Source organism: Bradyrhizobium centrolobii (genome assembly GCF_001641635.1).
Taxonomy (GTDB): domain Bacteria; phylum Pseudomonadota; class Alphaproteobacteria; order Rhizobiales; family Xanthobacteraceae; genus Bradyrhizobium; species Bradyrhizobium centrolobii.
The window spans coordinates 1-17,944 of sequence record NZ_LUUB01000019.1 but is presented as its reverse complement, the minus strand read 5'-3'; the positions used below and the strand labels follow the sequence as shown (position 1 = coordinate 17,944).

Annotated in this window: 16 protein-coding genes and 1 pseudogene; 15 read left to right on the top strand and 2 right to left on the bottom strand. The window is 63.8% G+C overall.

From position 1 onward, the window contains the following. Nucleotides 1-17: 17 nt before the first annotated feature. Together AYJ54_RS02690 and AYJ54_RS02685 are read left to right on the top strand one after the other, a co-directional pair. Entirely contained in the window at nucleotides 18-1,157 is a 1,140-nt protein-coding gene (locus AYJ54_RS02690) for an IS481 family transposase (protein ID WP_063696331.1), read from the top strand. A 112-nt stretch (nucleotides 1,158-1,269) separates the two neighbouring features. Next, the gene (locus tag AYJ54_RS02685) at nucleotides 1,270-1,647 is read left to right on the top strand and encodes a VOC family protein (RefSeq protein WP_063696330.1); all 378 of its coding nucleotides are present in this window, start codon (nucleotides 1,270-1,272) and stop codon (nucleotides 1,645-1,647) included. A 5-nt stretch (nucleotides 1,648-1,652) separates the two neighbouring features. Here AYJ54_RS02685 and AYJ54_RS02680 read toward each other — a convergent pair whose 3' ends face one another. Then, entirely contained in the window at nucleotides 1,653-2,258 is a 606-nt protein-coding gene (locus AYJ54_RS02680) for an LOG family protein (RefSeq protein WP_063696329.1), read from the bottom strand. Between the two features lie 200 nt (nucleotides 2,259-2,458). Here AYJ54_RS02680 and AYJ54_RS02675 point away from each other — a divergent pair, with 200 nt between their 5' ends. From AYJ54_RS02675 to AYJ54_RS02615, 13 genes and pseudogenes are all read left to right on the top strand, one after another. Then, nucleotides 2,459-4,414 (top strand): ABCB family ABC transporter ATP-binding protein/permease, encoded by a 1,956-nt coding sequence (locus tag AYJ54_RS02675; RefSeq protein WP_063696328.1) that lies wholly within the window; start codon nucleotides 2,459-2,461, stop codon nucleotides 4,412-4,414. Between the two features lie 74 nt (nucleotides 4,415-4,488). Then, nucleotides 4,489-5,199: pseudogene (locus tag AYJ54_RS02670) on the top strand (phosphatidylserine decarboxylase); the annotation flags it as partial. 85 nt (nucleotides 5,200-5,284) lie between these two features. Next, entirely contained in the window at nucleotides 5,285-6,166 is an 882-nt protein-coding gene (locus AYJ54_RS02665) for a CDP-alcohol phosphatidyltransferase family protein (protein WP_063696326.1), read from the top strand. Between the two features lie 122 nt (nucleotides 6,167-6,288). Next, nucleotides 6,289-7,008: an RraA family protein gene (locus AYJ54_RS02660; RefSeq protein WP_063696333.1), complete on the top strand. Its 720-nt coding sequence runs from the start codon at nucleotides 6,289-6,291 to the stop codon at nucleotides 7,006-7,008. A gap of 544 nt (nucleotides 7,009-7,552) precedes the next feature. Next, complete coding sequence (hemP, locus tag AYJ54_RS53375) at nucleotides 7,553-7,732, top strand: hemin uptake protein HemP (RefSeq protein WP_063696332.1); 180 nt, start codon at nucleotides 7,553-7,555, stop codon at nucleotides 7,730-7,732. A 234-nt stretch (nucleotides 7,733-7,966) separates the two neighbouring features. Continuing rightward, the gene (locus AYJ54_RS02650) at nucleotides 7,967-8,887 is read left to right on the top strand and encodes a DUF6662 family protein (protein WP_063696325.1); all 921 of its coding nucleotides are present in this window, start codon (nucleotides 7,967-7,969) and stop codon (nucleotides 8,885-8,887) included. A 9-nt stretch (nucleotides 8,888-8,896) separates the two neighbouring features. Beyond that, entirely contained in the window at nucleotides 8,897-9,337 is a 441-nt protein-coding gene (locus AYJ54_RS02645) for an FMN-binding protein (protein ID WP_063696324.1), read from the top strand. Nucleotides 9,338-9,340: 3 nt separating this feature from the next. Continuing rightward, nucleotides 9,341-10,198 carry an FAD:protein FMN transferase gene (locus tag AYJ54_RS02640; protein WP_063696323.1) on the top strand — a complete coding sequence of 286 codons (858 nt, stop codon included), beginning with the start codon at nucleotides 9,341-9,343 and terminating at the stop codon, nucleotides 10,196-10,198. A 3-nt stretch (nucleotides 10,199-10,201) separates the two neighbouring features. Next, the gene (locus AYJ54_RS02635) at nucleotides 10,202-10,699 is read left to right on the top strand and encodes a hypothetical protein (protein WP_063696322.1); all 498 of its coding nucleotides are present in this window, start codon (nucleotides 10,202-10,204) and stop codon (nucleotides 10,697-10,699) included. Between the two features lie 238 nt (nucleotides 10,700-10,937). Continuing rightward, nucleotides 10,938-11,711 carry a motility protein A gene (locus tag AYJ54_RS02630; RefSeq protein ID WP_063696321.1) on the top strand — a complete coding sequence of 258 codons (774 nt, stop codon included), beginning with the start codon at nucleotides 10,938-10,940 and terminating at the stop codon, nucleotides 11,709-11,711. Between the two features lie 25 nt (nucleotides 11,712-11,736). Beyond that, a complete protein-coding gene (locus AYJ54_RS02625) occupies nucleotides 11,737-12,567 on the top strand; it encodes an OmpA/MotB family protein (protein WP_063696320.1) in 831 nt (276 codons plus the stop codon). 170 nt (nucleotides 12,568-12,737) lie between these two features. Further along, on the top strand, nucleotides 12,738-14,636 hold the full coding sequence (locus AYJ54_RS02620; protein WP_063696319.1) for a potassium transporter Kup: 1,899 nt from the start codon (nucleotides 12,738-12,740) through the stop codon (nucleotides 14,634-14,636). A gap of 144 nt (nucleotides 14,637-14,780) precedes the next feature. Then, on the top strand, nucleotides 14,781-16,709 hold the full coding sequence (locus tag AYJ54_RS02615) for a potassium transporter Kup (protein WP_063696318.1): 1,929 nt from the start codon (nucleotides 14,781-14,783) through the stop codon (nucleotides 16,707-16,709). Nucleotides 16,710-16,787: 78 nt separating this feature from the next. Here the strand turns inward: AYJ54_RS02615 and AYJ54_RS02610 are convergent, their stop codons facing one another. Next, the gene (locus AYJ54_RS02610; RefSeq protein ID WP_063696331.1) at nucleotides 16,788-17,927 is read right to left on the bottom strand and encodes an IS481 family transposase; all 1,140 of its coding nucleotides are present in this window, start codon (nucleotides 17,925-17,927) and stop codon (nucleotides 16,788-16,790) included. Between the last annotated feature and the right edge of the window lie 17 nt (nucleotides 17,928-17,944).

Genomic DNA, 17,944 nt, shown 5'->3' with positions numbered 1-17,944 from the left:
GGCTTGGGAGGGCCGACATGCCGTGGCGCGAGGTGTCACTCATGGACCAGAGGAAAGAGTTCGTTCGATTGTTCCGGCAGGCGGACGTGAACCGGCGGGAGCTGTGCCGTCGCTTCGGGATCAGTCCGAGGACCGCGTACAAGTGGCTGGCTAGGGCGACCGCGGCAGAGGCCGTCGAGAAGGATTGGGCTCAGGACCAGTCGCGGCGGCCGCATGTCTCTCCGGCGCGAAGCGCGGAGGCGATCGAAGCGGCCGTCTTGGAGGTACGAGACGCGCATCCGACATGGGGCGCCCGCAAGATTCGCCGTCGCCTGGAGGATCGGCAGAAGAGCGTGCCTGCGGCCTCGACGGTCCACGCGATTCTAGCCCGGCATGAGCGCGTCCCGCCGCCTGCACAGCCGGCGCAATACATCCGCTTCGAACACCCGGCTCCTAACGACGTCTGGCAGATGGACTTCAAGGGACGCTTCCCTCTGGGCGACCGGCAGATGTGTCACCCGCTCACCATGGTTGACGACCATTCCCGTTATGCCTTGTGCCTGCAGGCCTGCACCAACGAGCAAAGTGAGACGGTCCAGCAGCATCTCGAACGGACGTTTCGCCGCTACGGCCTGCCCAATGCGTTCCTGGTCGATAACGGTGTGCCCTGGGGCACGTGCTCCGAAGTTCGATGGACCAAACTTCGTGTCTGGCTGCTCAAGCTGGGCGTCGACGTCATCTATGCCCGCCCCTATCATCCTCAGACCAAGGGAAAGAATGAGCGCTTCCACCGCACGCTGAAGACCGAAGTCCTGTCCATGACAACGTTCAGAACCACGCGCGACTTGCAGAAGGCATTCGACCGCTGGCGGCACGTCTACAATACCGAGCGGCCCCACCAATCATTGGACTACGACGTCCCGGCGAACCGGTATCGGCCAAGCTCCCGTTCATTGCCAAGCAAGCTGCCCGAGCCCGAGTACGAGGAAGGAGCAATCGTGCGCAGGGCCAGTCAGCTCAAGGCCAACTTACGCTTCGGCAAGCAGCGCTGGCGCGTTCCGGAGGCCTTCCGGGGCGAGCTTCTGGCCATCAGGCCACTCGCCACGGATGGTCAGTTCGGCGTCTACTTCGGAGCCCATCAAATCGCATCCATCGATCTTCGAGGTGATGCAAAATGAATGTGTTACCCATGTCTCCGAACGGTGTTACCCATGTCCCCGGTCCGCACATCAAGCCGGGCGATGACAGTTGGGGTGAGGTGAGGCCGGCAACGATGGATGGGGATACAGCATGATCGACCACATCTCCGTCGGCGTCAGCGATCTCGAACGCTCGGCAAAATTCTACGAAGCGACGCTCGCGGCCCTCGGGCTCGCGCGTCTCGTCACGCGGCCCGGGACCGTCGGCTTCGGCAAGTCCTACCCGGAATTCTGGATCAACCTGCGCGAGGGCATGCCGCGCGTTCCGCTGGAGAGCGGCGTGCACATCTGCCTCCGCGCGAAGGCAACGGCTGAGGTCGATGCCTTTCATGCGGCGGCACTTGCGGCGGGCGGCGCATCCGACGGCGCGCCGGGCATCCGCCCGCACGACCGGGTGCGCTACTACGCGGCGTTCGTCGTCGATCCCGACGGCAACCGGATCGAGGCGGTGACGTTTCCGACGGAGTAGGGTCGCTAGAGCCTGCGCGCCACTTCCGGCGCGAGATTCTTCTCGGCCTCGGCGACCTGCGCAGCGGCCGCCTTCAGCTTCGGCAAAATCTCCTCGACGCGGTCGGCCTTGAGGATGTCGACCTTGAGGCCGTCGCGGATGAACTGCGTCTGACGCATGTGCGACAGCAGTGAGAACAGCGGCTCCCAGAAGTCGTCGATATTGGCGAGCAGCACGGGTTTTGCGTGACGGCCGAGCTGCTTCCAGGTCAACTGCTCGACGAGCTCTTCCAGCGTGCCGACGCCGCCCGGCAGTGCCACAAAGGCGTCGGAGCGTTCGAACATCAGCCGCTTGCGCTCGTGCATGTCGGGAGTGACGATCATCTCCTGCACGCGCGTCAGCGCGTTCTCGCGCATCCGCAGGAAGTCAGGGATGATGCCGGTGACAGTGCCGCCGTGATCGAGCACGGAGGTCGCGACCGCGCCCATGAGGCCGAGCGAACCGCCGCCATAGACGAGGCGGACGCTGTTCTCGGCGAGGGCCCTGCCGAACGCCTTGGCGCCTTCGATGAAGCGGGGATTGGTTCCAGGGCCGGAGCCGCAATAGACACAGACAGTTTTAATCGTGCTCATTGGTGCCATGATGCATTGCAGCGAAAGGGCGTCAAGTCCAATCGGTGATTCGCTACCCCCGAAAATCTACCGGTAAATGACGACAAACAATGAAAGAATCAGTTCCTAGCGGGATGCGCGGGCGCCCGGAAACCTCTATATGACGAGCGAAAATCGCAAATCTCAACGGGCGCGCATCCGGCGGGCCTCCAGGCTTCTCGATGGATCACCCTCATTCGCCCCACGGCGCCGAAGCGCCCGATCCGGCCGCCCAAACGCCGGAGCGGGCCACCCTGATGGGGACGCTCGCACATCTGTGGCCTTATATCTGGCCGAGCGACCGTTTCGACCTGAAGATGCGGGTGGTCTGGTCGATGGTGCTGCTGCTCGTGGCCAAGCTGATCACGCTGGCGGTGCCGTTCAGCTTCAAATGGGCAACCGATGCACTGACCGGCGCCAACACGGCACCGGTACAGCCTGACAACTGGCACCTCTGGGTGATCGCCTCGCCGCTGCTGCTGACGGCGAGCTACGGCGTGATGCGCATCCTGATGGCGGTGCTGACGCAGTGGCGCGATGGCATCTTCGCGCGCGTCGCCATGCATGCGGTGCGCAAGCTCGCCACCATCACCTTCGTCCACATGCACGAATTGTCGCTGCGTTTTCACCTCGAGCGCAAGACCGGCGGCTTGACGCGCGTGCTCGAGCGCGGCCGCGAGGGCATCGAGGTCATCGTGCGCATGGTGATCCTGCAGCTGATCCCGACCATCGTCGAGGTCTCGCTGCTGATGGCCGTGCTGTTCTGGCAATTTGACTGGCGCTACGTGGCCGCAACCTTGATCACCGTCGCGGTCTACATGTACTACACCTACATCGCGACCGAGTGGCGGATCGGCATCCGCCGCAAGATGAACGATTCCGACACCGAGGCGAACACCAAGGCGATCGACTCGCTGCTCAACTACGAGACAGTGAAATATTTCGGTGCCGAGACGCGCGAGGCGCAGCGCTACGACCGCTCGGTCGCGCGCTACGAGGAGGCGAGCATCCACACCTATACCTCGCTCGCCGTTCTCAACACCGGCCAGGCCATCATCTTCACGCTGGGGCTCACCGCGACCATGCTGATGTGCGCCATCGGCGTGCGCAACGGGCACAACACGGTCGGCGATTTCGTGCTGGTCAACGCGATGATGATCCAGCTCTACCAGCCCCTGAATTTCATGGGCATGGTCTATCGCGAGATCAAGCAGGCGATCATCGACATCGAGAAGATGTTTGGCGTGTTGGGACGCGAGGCCGAGATCAAGGACGCGCCGGACGCGAGGCCGCTGGTGGTCTCTTCAGGCACCGTGCGTTTCGAGGACGTGCGTTTCGCCTATGAGGCGGCGCGGCCGATCCTGAAGGGCATCAGCTTCGAGGTGCCGGCCGGCAAGACGGTCGCGATCGTCGGCCCGTCCGGCGCCGGCAAGTCGACCATCTCGCGCCTCCTGTTCCGCCTCTACGACGTCTCCGGCGGAAAGATCCTCATCGACGGCCAGGACATTCGCGACGTCACGCAGGGCTCGCTGCGCGCCTCGATCGGCATGGTGCCGCAGGACACCGTGCTGTTCAACGACACCATCCGCTACAACATCCGCTATGGTCGCTGGGACGCCAGTGATGCCGAGGTCGAGCAGGCGGCGCGGCTCGCGCAGATCGATCATTTCATCCGCATGGCGCCAAAGGGCTACGAGACCCAGGTCGGCGAGCGCGGCCTAAAACTGTCCGGCGGCGAGAAGCAGCGCGTGGCGATCGCGCGCACCGTGTTGAAGGCGCCGCCGATCCTGGTGCTGGACGAGGCGACCTCGGCGCTCGACACCCATACCGAGCACGAGATCCAAGGCGCGCTCGATCGCGTCGCCAAGAACCGTACCTCGCTCGTGATCGCGCACCGGCTCTCCACCATCGTCGGCGCCGACGAGATCATCGTGCTGGACCAGGGCCGGATCGCCGAGCGCGGCACCCACGCGAACCTGCTCGCGCTGGGCGGCCTCTACGCCGGCATGTGGAACAGGCAGCGCGAGGCCGAGGCGGCGCGCGAGAAACTCGCGAGGATGGGCGAGAGCAGCGAGGCGCCCAACCGGGAGCCGCCGCCGGTCGAGGACATCCTGACGACGCCTGCGGCCGCGGAGTGACCTTGTCTCTGGTCCCAACTCTGGCCTAAACAAGTCCGGCGCGCGCGGCGACGTACGCGCCATCAACCCCTCAGCGGCAGATAGCGATGTCCATTCTCGATTCGATCCAGCGTCAGATCCCGCCGATCCACAAGGAAGGCTACCCCTTCATCGGCGGCTTTGCGCTGGCAAGCCTCGTCCTGTTCTGGCTGTGGTCGCCGCTCGGATGGATCGGCACAATCCTCACGGTGTGGTGCGCGCTGTTCTTCCGCGACCCCGTGCGCGTGACGCCGGTGCGTGAGGGGCTCGTGGTGTCCCCGGCCGACGGGCGGGTGTCGATGATCACCATGGCGCTGCCGCCGGCCGAGCTCGGGCTCGGCGACCGCCCGTTGCCGCGGGTCTCGATCTTCATGAGCGTGTTCAACTGCCACGTGAACCGCAGCCCGATGGCGGGCCGGGTGGACCGCATCGCCTACCGGCCCGGCCTGTTCATCAATGCGGAGCTCGACAAGGCGAGCGAGGACAATGAGCGTAATTCGCTGGTGATCTCGACGCCCACGGCACGGATCGGCGTGATCCAGATCGCAGGCCTCGTCGCCAAGCGCATCGTCTGCTTCGTCAAGGAAGGGCAGGCGATCGGGGCCGGCGAGCGCTTCGGCCTGATCCGTTTCGGCTCGCGGCTCGACGTCTATCTGCCCGTTGGCACCAAGGCGCTGGTCTCGGAGGGCCAGACCGCGATCGCCGGCGAAACGATCCTGGCCGATCTCGCCGCTGACGACCCGAGCCGCGCCTACCGCGCCAGTTAACCATTACATCGGCGAAAGGGCGTTCCGCCGCAATGGCGTAGGGGGAGGCGGCTTGCTATATCTCGCCTTAAGGTGAGGACGAGCCATGACGCCCTATGACTTCAAATATCCGGATGCGCGCCGCCGGCGGTTCCGCCCGATCCCGGTGCGGATGCTGGTGCCCAACGTCATCACGCTGCTGGCGATCTGCGCCGGTCTGACGGCGATCCGCCTGTCGATCGAGGGGCGGATGTCGCTTGCCGTCTATGCGATCGTGTTCGCGGCGGCGCTCGACGGCATCGATGGCCGCATCGCGCGCCTGATCAAGGGCCAGTCGAAATTCGGCGCCGAGCTCGACAGTCTCGCCGACTTCGTCAATTTCGGCGTGGCGCCCGGCCTGATGCTGTATTTCTGGCAGTTGCACGAGCTCGGCAATGCCGGCTGGATCGCCGCCATGGTGTTCGCGATCTCCATGTGCCTGCGCCTCGCGCGTTTCAATGCCACGATCGACGATCCCAACAAGCCGGCCTTCGCCGCCAATTTCTTCACCGGCGTGCCGGCGCCTGCCGGCGCAATCACTGTGCTGCTGCCGATCTATGTGGCGTTCCTGGAGCTCGGGCGCTGGCCCGCGGCGGTGACGGCCGCCTATACGCTGCTGATCGCCTTCCTGATGGTGTCGCGCCTGCCGGTGTTCTCCGGCAAGACCATGCGCATGCGCGTGCCGCCGGAGCTGGTTCTGCCGGCGTTCGTTGCGGTGATCTTCTTCATCGCGCTGCTGATCAGCTATCCCTGGCACGTGCTCTCGGCCGGCACGGCGCTGTATCTCTTGAGCCTGCCGCTCGGCTACAAATCGTACCGCGATCAGGCCCGCGCCGCGGCGGCCGCGGCGCCAGCGTCCGGCGAGGTCGCGCAGCCGCAATCGCCGTCGGCGCTCACGGCAAACGTGCCGGAGCAGGCGCACGACGATAGGCCCGAACGGCTGCACTGAGAGGTTACCCGCAGATATCTGCCATGAAGGCCAGCGAGTTGGGTTGCAGCCCGATCTCGGCTATATCGCATTGTGCCGGCGGCATCGCGCCAACAGCGGCCGCCAATCTGGGAGAGAACGCCGTGACGAATTCCGCGACCGGGCCGCTGCCCGCTTCCGTCCTCGAAGCGCTGGGCCGCTATGACACCCCGACGATCTGCAACGCCATGGAGATCGTGGCGCCGGAGCGCCGGCTGATCGGCTACACCACGAAGCAGTTGGTTTGCCCGTTTCCCGACCTGCCGCCGATCGTCGGCTATGCCCGCACTGTTGCGATCCGCTCCGTCCTGAAATCCTCCCTCCCGGCGGAAGAGCAGGCCAAGCGTCGTATCGAATATTACGAGTATGTCGGCACCGGCCACGGTCCGCGCATCTCGGTGATCCAGGACATTGACGGTCCCGACGTCGGCTACGGCGCGTTCTGGGGCGAGGTGCAGAGCAACGTGCACAAGGCGCTCGGCTGCCTCGGCGTCGTCACCGACGGCTCGATCCGCGACATCCCGCAATGGGCACCGGGCTTCCAGGCGCTGGCCGGCTCGATCGGCCCGTCGCATGCCTGGGTGCATGCGGAGAGCTTTGGCGGCGAGGTGCGTGTCGCCGGCATGACCGTGAAGTCCGACGACCTGATCCACGCCGACCAGCACGGCGCCATCGTGATCCCGCTCGACGTCGCCGCAAAGCTGCCGGAGGCCGCCGAGCTCTGCGGCCGCCGCGAGACGCCGATCCTGGAGATCGCCCGCAGCCCCGACTTCTCGCTGGAGAAGCTGAAGGCCGCACTGAAGCGTTCGGCGGAGATCCACTAGGAGATCAAGACGACATTTCCGCGAGGGCGGTATCCACCTCTCCCGGAGGGAGAGGTGGCGCCGCAGGCGCGGGTGAGGGGTTTCGGTCTCGCGTGGATACCTCGACCCCTCACCCGAATTGCTTCGCTATTCGACCTCTCCCTCCGGGAGAGGTGAGAGGCAGGATGCGACGATGCCCTGCAGGTGCCGCGCCTTAAGCGATGCGCTTTTCGTTTAGATTTTTTCTAAATCGGTCAGGTTGCACATAGAGACAACCGTGTGTCGCTGTCGTTTGGCAGCCTTATCCAGTTGATCCCGTTGGCGAAGCTGGCCGGAAACATTCGGCAATATTCGATCCTCCCATGTCGAATGTTAGATCGATTCTAGCTGAGGCATATTGTCTCAACAACGCTGTGCAGTTTATTGCCGTCACTGAGCCGAGCAAGCGGCTCACGGGCGAGAATTTGTACGGCTGAAAATCCTGGATTCAGACAGGCGAGTCCGCCGACGTTTGGCGTTGGCGGAGAGCGATGTCGGCTGGCTGAGGGGCACGTGCTGGACTTCGATGGCGAACAACTCGGGTGACGATCGCGACGCGGATGCTGCTCAGACCGCTGCGCGGTCACCGCGCACTGTGACCAGCCGCGAGCTCCTGGGAGGAGAAAGGCTGCTGGTCATCCAGCATGAAGAGGAGGTCTATCGGCTGCAGCTCACGGCTGCCGGCAAGCTTATTCTAACGAAATAGCGGGCGGGGTCGGGAATTCCCGCGCGTAACGGAAATCAAAACAACAGGTCACGTTTTCAGCCAGCCACCTCTGCGACAGCGGAGGAAGCCAGCCACAGAACAGATCTCGAAAGTGGTCTTGGCTCGAACCCAAAGGGATTGGCGATGGTTGGAAGGATTCACCTGTTTGCGTCTTGGCGCGTGGCGCCGTCATGCAGCGGACAGCGGGGCGTCGGGTTCAAAGCGGAAGCAAGAATGCCCGCATACGCGGGCTGCGCCGCGCGCGCCATCGCATTGGCGGCGATGCTCGCGACGGCCGCCACCGCGGCCTCGGCCGAAGAATCAATTTTCGCTTTCGTCTACACGACCGACCTGTTGCCGCAGGGCAAGTCCGAGGTCGAGCAATGGATGACGTGGCGGCATCAGAAGAACGGCGGAACCTACGATCAGATCGAGGGGCGGACCGAGTACGAGTACGGCCTCGCCAGCAATCTGCAGGGCGCGGTCTATCTCAACTACGCCTGGACGCAGGCCTATCACAATGGTCCCTTCAATGCGACGACTCCGCCCGAGCAGTTTGCGGACTACGCCGCGGGCGCGGATGATTTCTTCAACGCCAAGCGCTTCACCGGCGTGTCGGGCGAACTGATCTACCGCATCCTCAGTCCCTACACGGACGGCATCGGCCTTGCGCTCTACACCGAGCCGACCATCGGCAAGAACTTCTTCGAGCTGGAAAACAAGGTCATCGTGCAGAAGAACTTCCTCGACGACCTGCTGACTGTTGCGGTGAACTTCACCTATGCGCCGGAATACCGGAACGTCCCCAGCGACGACAATCCGGCCGTCTTCAATTGGCAGGAGGAGACCGACGTCAATGTCGGGCTCGGCGTCTCCTACCGATTCATCGAGAATTGGTCTGCCGGCTTCGAGTTTCTGAACGAGCGTGAGTACAACAGCTTCGATTTCAGTCATCTCTCGAACAGCGGCTACTATCTCGGCCCCACTATCCATTTCGGCGGCGAACGCTTCTTCTTCACGGCGACCGCGCTCTGGCAAATGCCCTGGGCGACCGTCCATACCGATACGATACCCGGCGCACTGGTGAATCATCTTGTGCTCGACAACGACTTCGAGCGCTTCCGCTTCCGGTTCAAGGCCGGCTACACGTTCTGAGGTGATGTGATGAAAGCAAGTCATTGGGTGTGGCTCCCGGTTGCCGCGATCAGCACCTCGGCCTATGCCACGACCTATTTCAGCGTCGAGCAGGCGCAGCGGGCGATCTTCCCCGGCGCCTCGTTCACGAGCACGGGCAAGCCGAACATCTGGCGAACGTCCAATGGCGGCTATTTCGTTGTCGAGCGCGTGGTGGGCAAGCACGAATACATCACCGTCGCGATCGGCGTTAATCCGAACGGCACGGTCAAGCAGATCGAGATCATGGACTACCGGGAGTCCTATGGTTACGAGGTGCGCGACGCGTCGTGGCGCGCGCAGTTCGTCGGCAAGAGCGCGAGCTCGCCGCTGGAGCTCGGTGCCGACATCAAGAACATCAGCGGTGCAACCCTGTCGTCGAAGCACATCACTGACGGCGTGAAGCGGGTCCTGCAAGGCCTGAAGGGGTAACGGATGAGGCGCGCGCGCCCGCTGCTGGGGACTTTCGTCGAGGTCGAGGCCAATGGTCTTGCCGACCCGGTGCTGGAACGGGCTCTCGCGCACGCATTCGAGGCGATCGAGCGCGTCCACAGACTGATGAGCTTTCACGATCCGCGGAGCGACGTAGGACGTCTCAATCGTCAAGCCGTATCCGTGCCGGTGGTCGTCGATCCCTGGACCGTGAAGGTGCTGCGCAAGGCGCGTAGCCTGTACGAGGCGACCGACGGCTTGTTCGACTGCGCTGTCGGCTATGAGGCGATGCAGCGCGGGTTGTTGCCGTCGCAGGATCTCGACCATATCGAGCGGGGGACATTCTCGGCGGTTGAATTCGTCTCCGACAGGGCAATCAAATTATCGGCCAGGATCGCCATCGACCTGGGCGGCATCGCCAAGGGTTTCGCGGTCGATCGCGCCATTGCTGTGTTGCGCGCGCATGGCGTGCGCGAGGCGTTGGTCAATGCCGGTGGCGACATGCGGGTGATCGGCGAAACGCCGCAGCCCGTCTATATTCGTCGTCCTGGCGACGAGCGGCACATCGTCCAGGCCGGTCTCTTGCGCAACGCTGCGATCGCAACCTCGGCCGCCGCGGCAACCCTCCGTAAGGGCAACGCGCAGGGATCGATACCGACACATCAAATCCCGGCACAGGTTCAAGGTCAGAATCATGACCCGCATGCCGCCTACTCTGTGGTTGCACCGACTTGTCTAATCGCTGACGGTATGACGAAGGTTCTGGTGCAGGTCGCGGATCCAAGGGCCAGTTATTTTGCGAAGTTGGGCGTTACGGCATTTGTGACCTCTGCGGATGGCGTAACCGGTAGGGCGGCCTGAACCATGCGCCTTGGATTCTGGCAGAAGATCGCAGTCTTTTCGACTGTCACTACAGTGGGCATTTCGGGTCTGTTCTGGTGGCTGTTGCATGACGTTGTGGGCGAGGAGTGGAGTGACAGCGCACGCATTCTGCTGACCGTGCATGGCATTTCCTCCTACGCCCTATTGGTGGTGGTCGGCTCGCTACTGCCACTTCACGTTCGGTCAGGATGGCGCCGTGGACGAAACATCGCCACCGGCGTCCTCGTGACTGCGACAATCGTCATTCTGAGTGCAACTGCGCTTGTGCTCTATTATGGAGGCGAGGAGGCGCAGACCGCCGCGAGATGGGTTCATTTGGCAATTGGTTTCGGTTGCATGGCGTCGTTTCCCGCACACGCCTTCCTAAAGACCAGAGCAGACGATTCGGAAGTGCAGTTGACCATCGGCGAAGACAAGAGCCGCCTCACCACTCAGTCTGATGAGCAATCCGAGACGCTCAGCCTCGAAAACCCTGGCTAAGTGCCGGGAGCTAGCGGCCCCTCGGGCCGGCCGATTATGGTTAGCAAAGTGTTGAGATTCGTTTCGCCGGACCGCGAAGCCGGCGTCCGCTCAGCACGCTCGCGCCCGCGCGCCGCACTGGCTCAACTTAACCTTTACGCGTCTTTAATGGCGGCCAATTAGGGTTTCTGATGCGGTTCGGGGTTGGGCCGTGCCATCGGCCAGGACGGCCGTTGTTGCGTACGTGTTGGAGTCTCCCATGGATATCATGACGGGCGCCGGGCTCGTGGCAGGCACGATCGTCATCGCGACGATGATGCTGCTGGGTGGCGACCTCCACATGTTCATCTCCGAGCATGCGATCATCATCATCTTCGGTGGCTCGATCTCCGCCACCATGATCCGGTTTCCGCTCAGCGCGCTCCTCCACGGCCTGCCGCTCGGCGCCAAGTTCGCCTTCACGATGAGCCGCCTGTCGGCGCACGATCTCGTCGACGAGCTCGCCCGCATCGCCGAGATCGCCCGCAAGCAGGGCCCGGTCGGCCTTGAAAAGGTCGAGACCGACGAGCCGTTCCTCGCCAAGGGCATCCGCTACGTCGCCGACGGCTACGACCTCGACTTCATCCGCGACAATCTCGAGCGCGACCGCGACAACTTCCTCATGCACCTCGACGAGGGCAGCAAGATCTACCGCGCCATCGGCGACTGCGCCCCGGCCTTCGGCATGGTCGGCACCCTGATCGGCATGGTGCAGATGTTCGCCAACATGACCGACCCCTCCAAGCTCGGCCCGTTCATGGCGACCGCGCTGCTGGCGACGCTCTACGGCGCGCTGGTCGCCAACCTGTTCTGTCTGCCGATCGCCGACAAGCTGCACGGCAAGCTGCTCGACGAGGAGACCAACCGCACGCTGATCATCGACGGCATCCTGATGATCCGCGACTCCAAGAGCCCGACCCTCGTGCGCGAAATGCTGCTGGCCTACCTGCCGGAGAAACATCGCCACGCCGAGGGCGAGCCGTTGCCGGCCTAAAGATCGCACGCCGGGACCGTAAGACATGGCCAAGAAGAAGCGCGGCGATGCACATGGAGGCGGTCACGGCTGGTTCGTGACCTTCGCCGACCTGATGGGCCTGATGATGAGCTTCTTCGTGATGCTCGTCGCGTTCTCGACGCAGGACGCCAACAAGCTGAAGATCGTCGCCGGCTCCATGCGTGACGCCTTCGGCATCCAGAGCGAGGCGCGCTATGCCGGCATCGTCGAATCCGACGGTCTGCCGACACGCCCGCGGCTGAAGAACGTCGACCACATCCAGCCGGAAGACGCCTCCAACACGCCGACGCCGGACCAGGACGATCGCAACCGAACCTCGGGTGCCAAGACCAAGATCGATCGTGACTTCGCGCTTGCCGCGGCCTCGCTCCGCCAGGCCTTGCAGGACATGCCGGAACTGACCGAGATGTCCAAGCACATCATGTTCGAGGAGACCAGGCAGGGCCTCAATCTCGAGATCGTCGACCAGGACGGCCGTTCGATGTTTCCGGACGGCTCGAAGGTTCCCTACGATCGCACGCGCCGTCTGATCGAGAAGCTCGCGATCCCGCTCAAATCGACTCCCTTGCGCGTCTCCATCGCCGGACACACCGCTGCCGGATTCGTGCCGACGCGCAGCGACTACGGCGCCTTCGATCTTTCGGCCGATCGTGCCAACGCCGTGCGCCAGATCCTCGAACGCGAGGGCCTGCCGCCGTCGCACATCTTCGCGGTCTCGGGCAAGGCGGACACCCAGCCGTTGTTTCCGGACGACCCGTCGCTGGCCGCCAACCGGCGCGTGACGATCACCCTCATGCGCGAAGATCCGCCGCTGCCGCCGAATCTGAAGCCGTAAATCCCTTGCGCTACCATTTTACCTGAGGCATCTCGTCGCGCCGGCGATGAACGTGGCTACACCTTTACAGCGTCCGCCTCGGTGCCTGCTATGTTGTGCCAATTGACAGGCGCGCCGGAAGCGTCAAAAGGCGCCGGATCAATTTCAGGGAAGAAGCGTTTTCCACCCTCATGACGGCGAGCATCACATCGACCGAGGCCCAGGAAGGGCAGGTCACCTCGGGTTTTTGGGCCCTCACGCTCGGCAGCATCGGCGTCGTCTTCGGCGATATTGGCACCTCACCGCTCTACGCATTCCACGAGGCGGTCAGCGGTGCGGCTCACGGCCAGCCGGTCTCGCGGGTCATCGTGCTCGGCGTGCTCTCGCTGATCCTGTGGGCGCTGCTGATTGTCGTCACCGCCAAATATGTGCTGCTGCTGCTGCGCGCCGACAACAACGGGGAGGGAGGCACGCTCTCGCTGATGGCGCTCGGCCAGCGCGCGCTGGGGCGGCGAAGCTGGTTCCTGCTCGCGCTTGGCGTCGTCGGCGCGTCCATGTTCATCGGCGATTCCATGATCACGCCGGCGATCTCGGTGCTGTCGGCGGTCGAAGGTCTCAAGCTCGCGACGCCTGCTTTCGAGCACTATGTCGTTCCGCTCACCGTCTTCATCCTCGTGGTGCTGTTCGCGGTGCAGAGCAAGGGTACCGCACTGGTGGCCTCCGCGTTCGGACCGGTCATGGTGGTGTGGTTCAGCTGCATCGCGCTGATGGGCCTCGTTCACATCGCCGACGATCCGTCGGTGCTGGCTGCGATCAATCCCTATTACGCGCTGCAATTCCTGCTCTCGCATGGCACGATCGGCCTGGTGACGCTCGGCGCCGTCTTCCTGGCGGTGACCGGCGGTGAGGCGCTCTATGCCGATCTCGGCCATTTCGGCCGCAAGCCGATCCAGTCGGCTTGGATGTTCTTCGTGCTGCCCTCGCTCCTGATCAACTATTTCGGGCAGGGCGCGCTGGTGCTGTCCGATCCGAGCGCGATCGAGCACTCGTTCTATCGCATGGTGCCCGAGCATCTGGTGCTGCCGCTGGTCGGACTTGCGACGGCGGCGACCGTGATCGCGAGCCAGGCGGTGATCACCGGTGCCTATTCGCTGGTCTATCAGGCGGTGCAGCTCGGCCTCTTGCCGCGCTTCGAGGTGCGGTACACCTCCGAGAGCCACGCTGGCCAGATCTATCTGCCGCGGGTGAACCGGCTGCTCCTGATCGGCGTGATGCTGCTGGTGCTGTTGTTCCGCACCCCCAGCGGCCTTGCCTCGGCCTATGGCATCGCAGTCTCCACCACCATGGTCGCCGACGGCATCATGGGCTTCATCGTGATCTGGAAATTGTGGAACTGGCGCGCCGCGACCGCCGCAGCAGTGATCCTGCCCTTCGTCGTGGTCGACATGACCTTCTTCAGCGCCAATCTCTTGAAGCTGCTCGAAGGCGCCTGGGTGCCGCTGCTGTTCGGCGCGGCCATGGCCGGGACGATCTGGACCTGGCGCCGGGGCACGGGAATTCTGCTTCAGAAGACCCGACGCATCGAGGTGCCGCTGGACGACCTGATCCGGAGCCTGGAGAAGCGGCCGCCGCACATCGTCAAGGGCACCGCGGTGTTCCTGACCAGCGATCCCGCCTTCGTGCCAACCGCGCTGCTGCACAACCTCAAGCACAACAAGGTGCTGCACGAGCATAACGTGATCCTCACCATCGAGACCGCGCATACGCCGCGGGTCGAACTTGCGGAGCGGTTCCGCATGGAGAAGGTCAGTGACAAGTTCTCCAAGGTCCGGTTGCGCTTCGGCTTCATGGAGCAGCCGAACGTCCCGCGCGCGCTCGCGATCGCGCGCAAGCAGGGCTGGCAGTTCGACATCATGTCGACCTCGTTCTTCGTCTCGCGCCGGTCGCTGAAAGCCTCTGCGCAGTCGGGCATGCCGCTCTGGCAGGACCACCTCTTCATTGCGCTGAGCCGGTCGGCCAACGACGCTACCGACTATTTCCAGATTCCCACCGGCCGGGTGGTTGAAGTCGGCACGCAGGTCACTATTTGAACGCGATCGTCGGACATATGCGATTTTTGCATGCCAAGGGCCCAAAATCGGGCTAGGCTATGCCAGCAACGCAGGACTATAAGCCGCGCGCTCTCTCTTCCGCCATTGTGCAGTGAGCATTTTTAGAGGCCACCAGTCTCTCCCATGACCAGTGACGTAGCAGTTCCCGCCCCGGAAACGGCGGCGGCCAATGGGCATGGCGAGGCCCACACCACCGCCGGTTTCGGCGCGCTGACGCTTGGCAGCATCGGCGTCGTCTATGGCGACATCGGCACCAGCCCGCTCTACGCGTTTCGCGAGGCGGTGACGGTGGCCGCGGGCGCGGAAGGGGCGCCCACGACGGCCGCCGTGCTCGGCGTGGTCTCGCTGATCCTGTGGGCGCTCATCGTCGTGGTGACGCTCAAATATGTCGTGATCCTGCTCCGCGCCGACAACAATGGCGAGGGCGGCACGCTTGCCCTGATGGCGCTGGCCCAGCGCGCGGTCGGCACGGGTGGGGCGACCATTGTCATGCTCGGCATCATTTCCGGCGCCCTGTTCTACGGCGATGCCGTGATCACGCCGGCAGTCTCGGTGCTGTCGGCCATCGAAGGCATGAAAGACGTCACCCTGACGTTCGAGCCTTACATCGTTCCGCTCACTGTGGTGATCCTGCTCGGTCTGTTCGCCGTGCAATCGCGCGGCACCGCCCGCGTCGCGGCGTTCTTCGGTCCCGTGATGTGCGTCTGGTTCGCGGTGATCGCGATCGCGGCGATTGGTCCGATCATCCAACAGCCGCAGATACTGTTCGCGCTGAACCCGCTCTACGCGGTGTCCTTCATGCTCCACCACGGCATCATCGGCTTCGTCACGCTGGGTGCGGTGTTCCTGGCGGTCACCGGTGCCGAGGCGCTCTATGCCGACCTCGGCCATTTCGGCAAGCGGCCGATCCAGACCGCCTGGCTGTTCATCGTGCTGCCGTCGCTGGCGCTGAACTATCTGGGGCAGGGGGCTCTCGTCCTGGATGACCCCGGGACGATCGTGAGCCCGTTCTTCCAGTTGTTTCCGCAGGGCTGGCTCCGCGGCAGCATGGTCGTGCTTGCCACTCTGGCCACCGTGATCGCGAGCCAGGCGGTCATCACCGGGGCCTATTCGCTGACGCGTCAGGCGATCCAGCTTGGGCTTCTTCCGCGATTTGAAATTCGCCATACGTCTGAGGCGCATTCCGGCCAGATCTTCATCCCGCGCATCAACCAGCTGCTGCTGGTCGCGGTGATGCTGATGGTGCTCTTGTTCCGCTCGTCCAGCGCGCTGGCGTCCGCTTACGGCATCGCCGTCACCGGGACCATGGTGGTCACGGCGATGATGGGTTTCGTCGTGATCTGGAAGGTCTGGAGGTGGTCGCCGCTCGCTGCCGGCGCGCTGATCGCCCCCTTCCTGTTCCTCGACCTGACCTTCCTGACCGCGAACCTGCTCAAGGTGTTCGAGGGCGGCTGGGTGCCGCTGGCGCTCGGCTCGCTCATGATCCTGCTGATGTACACGTGGCGGCGCGGCAGCCGGCTGCTGTTCGAGAAGTCGCGCAAGCTCGAATTCCCGCTCGCCGATCTCGTGGCGATGCTGGAGAAGCGGCCGCCCCAGCGCGTGCCCGGCACCGCCGTGTTCCTGACCAGCGATCCGCTCAGCGCGCCGACCGCGCTCATGCACAGTCTGAAACACTACAAAGTGCTGCATGAGAAGAATGTCATTCTCACCATCGAGACGGCGCAGACCCCGCGCATCGATCCGGCCGAGCGCGTCAGGCTGGAGCAGATCAGCCCGACCTTCTCCAAGGTGACGCTCAAGTTCGGCTTCATGGAATCGCCCAACGTGCCGAAGGCGCTGGCGATCGCCCGCAAGCTCGGCTGGCAGTTCGACATCATGTCGACCTCGTTCTTCCTGTCGCGCCGGGCGCTCAAGCCCGCTGCCCATTCCGGCATGCCGCGCTGGCAGGACCGGCTGTTCATCTCGCTAAGCCGCTCGGCCAACGACGCCACCGACTATTTCCAGATCCCCAGCGGCCGCGTGGTCGAGGTCGGAACGCAGGTGACGATCTAGCCCCACCGCTGTCATCGCCCGGCTTGATGTGCGGACCGGGGACATGGGTAACACCGTTCGGAGACATGGGTAACACATTCATTTTGCATCACCTCGAAGATCGATGGATGCGATTTGATGGGCTCCGAAGTAGACGCCGAACTGACCATCCGTGGCGAGTGGCCTGATGGCCAGAAGCTCGCCCCGGAAGGCCTCCGGAACGCGCCAGCGCTGCTTGCCGAAGCGTAAGTTGGCCTTGAGCTGACTGGCCCTGCGCACGATTGCTCCTTCCTCGTACTCGGGCTCGGGCAGCTTGCTTGGCAATGAACGGGAGCTTGGCCGATACCGGTTCGCCGGGACGTCGTAGTCCAATGATTGGTGGGGCCGCTCGGTATTGTAGACGTGCCGCCAGCGGTCGAATGCCTTCTGCAAGTCGCGCGTGGTTCTGAACGTTGTCATGGACAGGACTTCGGTCTTCAGCGTGCGGTGGAAGCGCTCATTCTTTCCCTTGGTCTGAGGATGATAGGGGCGGGCATAGATGACGTCGACGCCCAGCTTGAGCAGCCAGACACGAAGTTTGGTCCATCGAACTTCGGAGCACGTGCCCCAGGGCACACCGTTATCGACCAGGAACGCATTGGGCAGGCCGTAGCGGCGAAACGTCCGTTCGAGATGCTGCTGGACCGTCTCACTTTGCTCGTTGGTGCAGGCCTGCAGGCACAAGGCATAACGGGAATGGTCGTCAACCATGGTGAGCGGGTGACACATCTGCCGGTCGCCCAGAGGGAAGCGTCCCTTGAAGTCCATCTGCCAGACGTCGTTAGGAGCCGGGTGTTCGAAGCGGATGTATTGCGCCGGCTGTGCAGGCGGCGGGACGCGCTCATGCCGGGCTAGAATCGCGTGGACCGTCGAGGCCGCAGGCACGCTCTTCTGCCGATCCTCCAGGCGACGGCGAATCTTGCGGGCGCCCCATGTCGGATGCGCGTCTCGTACCTCCAAGACGGCCGCTTCGATCGCCTCCGCGCTTCGCGCCGGAGAGACATGCGGCCGCCGCGACTGGTCCTGAGCCCAATCCTTCTCGACGGCCTCTGCCGCGGTCGCCCTAGCCAGCCACTTGTACGCGGTCCTCGGACTGATCCCGAAGCGACGGCACAGCTCCCGCCGGTTCACGTCCGCCTGCCGGAACAATCGAACGAACTCTTTCCTCTGGTCCATGAGTGACACCTCGCGCCACGGCATGTCGGCCCTCCCAAGCC